Annotated in this window: 6 protein-coding genes; 4 read left to right on the forward strand and 2 right to left on the reverse strand. The window is 71.3% G+C overall.

All coding sequences use genetic code 11. The features are described from left to right. The first annotated feature begins 510 nt into the window (after positions 1 to 510). The 3 genes from pcaC to PROKR_RS07650 all read left to right on the forward strand — a co-directional run bounded on the left by pcaC (position 511) and on the right by PROKR_RS07650 (position 2,533). Positions 511 to 906: a 4-carboxymuconolactone decarboxylase gene (gene pcaC, locus PROKR_RS07640; RefSeq protein ID WP_036961543.1), complete on the forward strand. Its 396-nt coding sequence runs from the start codon at positions 511 to 513 to the stop codon at positions 904 to 906. 93 nt (positions 907 to 999) lie between these two features. Next, positions 1,000 to 1,662: a sulfite oxidase-like oxidoreductase gene (locus PROKR_RS07645; protein ID WP_036961491.1), complete on the forward strand. Its 663-nt coding sequence runs from the start codon at positions 1,000 to 1,002 to the stop codon at positions 1,660 to 1,662. Beyond that, the gene (locus PROKR_RS07650) at positions 1,655 to 2,533 is read left to right on the forward strand and encodes a ferredoxin reductase (RefSeq protein WP_245605743.1); all 879 of its coding nucleotides are present in this window, start codon (positions 1,655 to 1,657) and stop codon (positions 2,531 to 2,533) included. Before PROKR_RS07645 ends, PROKR_RS07650 begins: the two co-directional genes overlap by 8 nt. A 121-nt stretch (positions 2,534 to 2,654) precedes the next feature. Here the strand turns inward: PROKR_RS07650 and PROKR_RS07655 are convergent, their stop codons facing one another. Then, on the reverse strand, positions 2,655 to 3,629 hold the full coding sequence (locus PROKR_RS07655) for an HNH endonuclease signature motif containing protein (RefSeq protein ID WP_036961493.1): 975 nt from the start codon (positions 3,627 to 3,629) through the stop codon (positions 2,655 to 2,657). 593 nt (positions 3,630 to 4,222) lie between these two features. Here PROKR_RS07655 and PROKR_RS37300 point away from each other — a divergent pair. Beyond that, positions 4,223 to 4,462: a hypothetical protein gene (locus PROKR_RS37300; protein WP_245605744.1), complete on the forward strand. Its 240-nt coding sequence runs from the start codon at positions 4,223 to 4,225 to the stop codon at positions 4,460 to 4,462. Positions 4,463 to 4,646: 184 nt separating this feature from the next. Here the strand turns inward: PROKR_RS37300 and PROKR_RS34255 are convergent. Beyond that, positions 4,647 to 4,947, reverse strand: a 301-nt coding sequence (locus PROKR_RS34255; RefSeq protein WP_036961497.1) for a GNAT family N-acetyltransferase, incomplete at its 5' end; no start/stop codon positions are given.

Here is a 4,947-nt window from a genome sequence, read left to right on the forward strand (position 1 = left end):
GGCGGAGCGGCCGCAGGCGGTAGCGGAACTGGTTCGCGACCTCGTCGCGGGAAGGGTGACGGCGTGACCAGGAGCAGCGGTACACCCGACGAGACGGGTGCGGTGAGGGGCGCTGATCCGAGCTCGAGCCCGAGCGCGGGTTCGGGCTCGGAGCTGGGGCCGGGTTCGGGGTCAGCGTCGGGCTCGGGCTCGGGTTCGGGTTCGGCTTCGGGTTCGGGTTCGGCTTCGGGCTCGGGCTCAGCGTCGGGCTCGGGTTCGGCTTCGGGCGGGAACGGTTCCGGTGCTGTGCCGGACTCAAGCCCTGGTTCTGGCTCTAGCTCTGGCTCTAGCTCTAGCCCTAGCCCTAGTTCCCGACCTAGTTCCAGCCCTGGTTCCAGTTCCAGTACCTCCGCCTCCAGCCGCAGGTCCGGTGCAGGTTCGGGTGGGGCCGGCGGGACGCCTGGTGCGGCATCCGGCGCCGGGAGCCGGTCCCGCCGTCGTGCGGAACCTGGTCCGCTCGCCGGCTTCAACCTGCGACCCGAACGAGTCGACGAAGACCGGCGGCACGACGGTTTCGCCGTCCGACGTCAGGTGCTCGGGGACACGCACGTGGACCGCGCGATGGCCGGCACGACGGCGTTCACCGCTGACTTCCAGGACCTCATCACGCGATATGCCTGGGGCGAGATCTGGACCCGGCCAGGCCTGGACCGGCGGAGCCGTTCCATGATCACGCTCACCGCACTCGTCGCCGGCGGACACTGGGACGAGCTCGCGATGCACGTCCGTGCCGCGGTCCGCAACGGGCTGACCGCCGACGAGATCAAGGAGGTGCTTCTCCAGACCGCGATCTACTGCTCCGTGCCCAGCGCGAACCGCGCGTTCAAGATCGCGCAGGAGGCGCTGAACGAGGAAGACCTGGCCTGACGGGGCGCTCCGTCTCTTCCCACCCTGGTCTTTTCTCACCCCGGTGCGCTTCGGGCGGATGACGGCGGCGCCGTCGTCGCACTACCTTGAGGCATGACCAGCACGTCCCCGCCCGCAGCGGGCGGCCCCGACCCCGTCGGCCTCGACCACGGCCTCGGCGCAACACTCACCCCGGGCTTCCGCGGCCGGGCCCGCCCCGAGGGCGTCACCCTTCCTCCTGGGCAGTACGCGGAGACGGGATTCCCGGTCCTCTCGGCCGGCCCCACGCCCAACGTGGACGCCTCGACCTGGAGTTTCACCGTCACCGCGGAGTCCGGCGCCACGAAGACCTGGACGTGGTCGGACCTGATGGCGCTGCCCCAGGAGCGGCCGACGGTCGACATCCACTGCGTCACGCGCTGGTCCAAGTTCGGCACGCAGTGGCGCGGTGTCTCCCTCGACGTGCTCCTCGCGGACGTCGAGTCCACGGCCGACTTCGCGATGGTGGGCTCCTACGGCGGGTACACGACCAACCTTCCCGTCGCCGAGCTGCTGGGCGGTAAGGCCTGGATCGTGCACACCTTCGACGGCAAGCCGCTGCACCCCGAGCACGGCGGCCCCGCGCGGCTGCTCGTGCCGCACCTGTACTTCTGGAAGTCGGCCAAGTGGGTACGCTCGCTGACCCTCATGCCGACCGACCGGCCCGGCTTCTGGGAGAAGCTCGGCTACCACGACCTCGGCGACCCGTGGCGCGAGCAGAGGTACCAGGGTGACTGAGGCCGCCAGAACAGAAGCAACGGGGGCTGGGGCAGCCGGGACCGGGGCAGCGGAGTCCGGGGCAGCAGGGATCGGGACAGCAGGGATCGGGACAGCGGGCGCACGGCTCGGTGCGCGCTACGCCGTCCCCTCTGGCTGGCAGGTCGCCACGCTCCTGGAGCGGCGCACCGAGAGCGGCTCGGCCGAGACCCTGGTGCTCGACATCCCCGAGTGGCCCGGACACCAGGCCGGGCAGCACCTCGACCTGCGGCTCACCGCACCGGACGGCTACACCGCCGAACGGTCCTACTCCCTGGCGAGCGCACCGACGCCGTCGGGCAGCGGGGGCGTGGAGGTTACCGTCCAGCGCGTGCACGACGGCGAGGTGTCGCCCTACCTCGTCGACGAGTTCCCGCTCGGGGCCGCGATCGAGGTGCGCGGACCCATCGGCGGATGGTTCGTCTGGGATCCGGTGCGGGACGCCGGCACACCCGTCCTGCTCCTGGCCGGAGGTTCGGGCCTCGTCCCCGTGATGTCGATGGTCCGCGCTCGTCGGGCGGCGGGCGACCGCACCCCGTTCCGGCTGATCTACTCGGTTCGCACGCCGGAGGACCGCCTCTACACCGACGAGCTGGACGCGCTCGCCGCGCGGGGCGACGGTTTCGAGGTCAGCACTGTCTACACGCGGGCGGTCTCGCTGACGGCGCTGCGCGGTCCGCGTCGGCTCACCTCCTCCGAGCTGGCGACCTGGGGTTGGCCGCCCGAGCTCGAACCTCGGGTGTACATCTGCGGCCCGACGGGCTTCGTCGAGGCAATAGCGCGCATGCTCGTGGCCCAGGGACACGACCCGGCGAACATCCGGACGGAACGTTTCGGGCCGTCGGGGGACTGATCAGCTTCGGCCCGGCCCGGCCCAGTCCAGCGGGTCGGCCCGGCCCGGTTCGACCCGGCCCGGCCGGCCCGGCCCGGTTCGGTTCGGCCCGGCCGGCCCGGTTCGGTTCGGCCTGGTTCGGTCATGTGCCGGCCGTTCGGGTGGGGCGGGTGACGTGTCCGTTGGGGTGGGTGAAGTACCAGCCGTTGTCGTAGTGCATGGTGATGTTCTGTCTGTCGACCAGGTCGTGGTGGTGGTAGCAGAGCAGGGCGGCATTGGTCGTGGAGGTCTCACCGCCGTGCGCCCAGTGGCGTAACGCGTGGTGAACCTCGCACCTGGTGGGCGGCTGGTCGCACTGGTCGTAGACGCAGTGCTTGTCGCGGGCGATGACGGCTCTGCGGAGCTGGCCCGTGACCGTGCGCTTGGCTCGGCCGACGTCCAGGATCTGCGAGTCCGGCCCGAACACGATGCGGGTCACCTCGCTGTCGCAGGCGAGGCGCCGGAGGAGCGCTGCCGGTACGGGGCTGCTGGTCTCCGTGAAGACTGCTGGACGCTTGATGTCGGGGACGCCCGCTGGCGTGCGCGGTCCGGCATTGCCCATTCCGGCATTGCTCGGTCCGGCATTGCTCGTTCCGCTTCGACCTGGTCCGAGGGACTTGGGCTTGGGGCCGTTCGTGCCGTTCGTGCCGTTCGGCCGGAGGTCGCTCGGGCCCGGAGCGCTCGTCCCAGCAGGGTCGTCCCCGGTGGTTTGCCGGGTGGTGGACCGGGCGGCGTTCTTGGTGACGAGGGCCTGGAGCTCGGTCCAGGAGACCGTCACGCTGAGGTGGGGCCGGACGGCGGCTCCCGAGCCGGTGTGGCCGTTGTCGAGCACCACGCGGCTCAGGTCCGCGAGTGCCTGGGCACGGCGCTGGCCCGGAGTGCGGTCGTCGTCGGCGGAGGGCGCACCCATGACCGAGCCGATCGCGGTGGTCAGCGCCTGGCCGTGCTCGTCGGTGAGGAACCCGCTCAGGTGATAGCCGCCCAGCGTGGGCGCCACGTCGAGATATTCGCGCTGGGCGGCCTTGGTGAAGCCGCGTTCGTCGGCGTCGGGGTCGGCGTGCCGGGCGAAGTAGCGCACCAGGCCACGGAAACCGGTCCGGCCCGTTCTCGTTCGACCAGACGAGCAACTGCTCCTCCCAGGTCGGAACGGCCGGTACGAGTGCGTCGTCAGTCGGGTCATCGACGACGGGATCGTCGGACGCCGGGTTCGTGGAAGCTGGGTTCGAGGGATCCGGGTTCGGGGACCCTGGGTAGGTGGGGGCAGGGTTCGCAGGCGTCGGTTCTGAGCCGCCTTCGGCGCTGCCTTCGTCGCCGCTGCCTTCGTCGTTGCTGGTCGTGCCGTCCTCGGTCGTACCGCCCGGCCCCGGCGCGCTCGTCGGGTCGCTGGTCGGGCCGTCAGCGAGCGGTTCGATGGTGGCGAGGTCGATCGCCGGCGCGGCCAGGGCTTCGGTGCGCGTCGTGCTGGTGGTGGCGAGGTCGACCAGGGCACGGACCTTGTCGGCGCCGACGCGGCCGGACAGCGCGGCGAGCAGGGTAGCGGGCAGGTGGTCGCGCAAGGCCTTCGCGGTGCGGACGTCGCGACGGGCTGTCTGGGTCCGCGTGTCCTCGGTGCGGGCCAGCCAGACGGCGAACGAGCGGGCTCCGGTCTGGACCCAGAGCCCGGCGCTCTCGATGCGCGGCAGGATCGACCAGCGCACGGCGTCCAGCCGGGTGCCGGCCACCCGGAGGCGGGCGGACGCAGCCACGAGGCGTGCCGTCGAAACGGGCTCCGTCGTCGCCGCGCTCGTCGTGACAGCACTCGCCGTTACCGCATTCGTCGTCACCGCATTCGTCGTCACCGCATTCGTCGTCATCGCATTCGTCGGCAGCATGGTCTTCGCCGCCGACTCGTCGGTCCCGTCGATGCCTTGAGCCAGGGAACCGGTCAGCTCGTCCAGCAGCATGTCGAGGTCGGCGAGGACGTCTTCTACCGGACGTGCGGTGCCGCTGCCCTGTACTCCGACCACGCTCCCCACCACCTCTCCAGCGTCCGTTGGTCCCGTCGTCCGGCGATGTCCTCATCGTATAGAACAAATGTCCGCGCAGTTCGTCGAATTCAAGAACTGTGGATAACTCTTGCGAGCCACATCGGCTGGAGCACGGGGCCGTCGTCAGGCAGGGGGAGCGCCGCGCCGTGCACCCGGAAACCATGGCGCGCGTAGAGCTGCTGGTTCTGCCGCGTGGACGCCTCCAGATAGACCGGAAGCCCGCGGTCGCGGGCCATGGCCACGCCGGTGCGGAGCATGGCCGAGCCCGCACCCAGCCCGCGCCGCCGGGGGAGCGTGGCCATCGCCGACAGGTACACGTGCGGCACGTCCGGGTGCCGGGCTGACGTCGCCGCGAGCACCGCCGCGAGC

Source organism: Promicromonospora kroppenstedtii DSM 19349, from assembly GCF_000515355.1.
Classification (GTDB): Bacteria; Actinomycetota; Actinomycetes; order Actinomycetales; family Cellulomonadaceae; genus Promicromonospora; species Promicromonospora kroppenstedtii.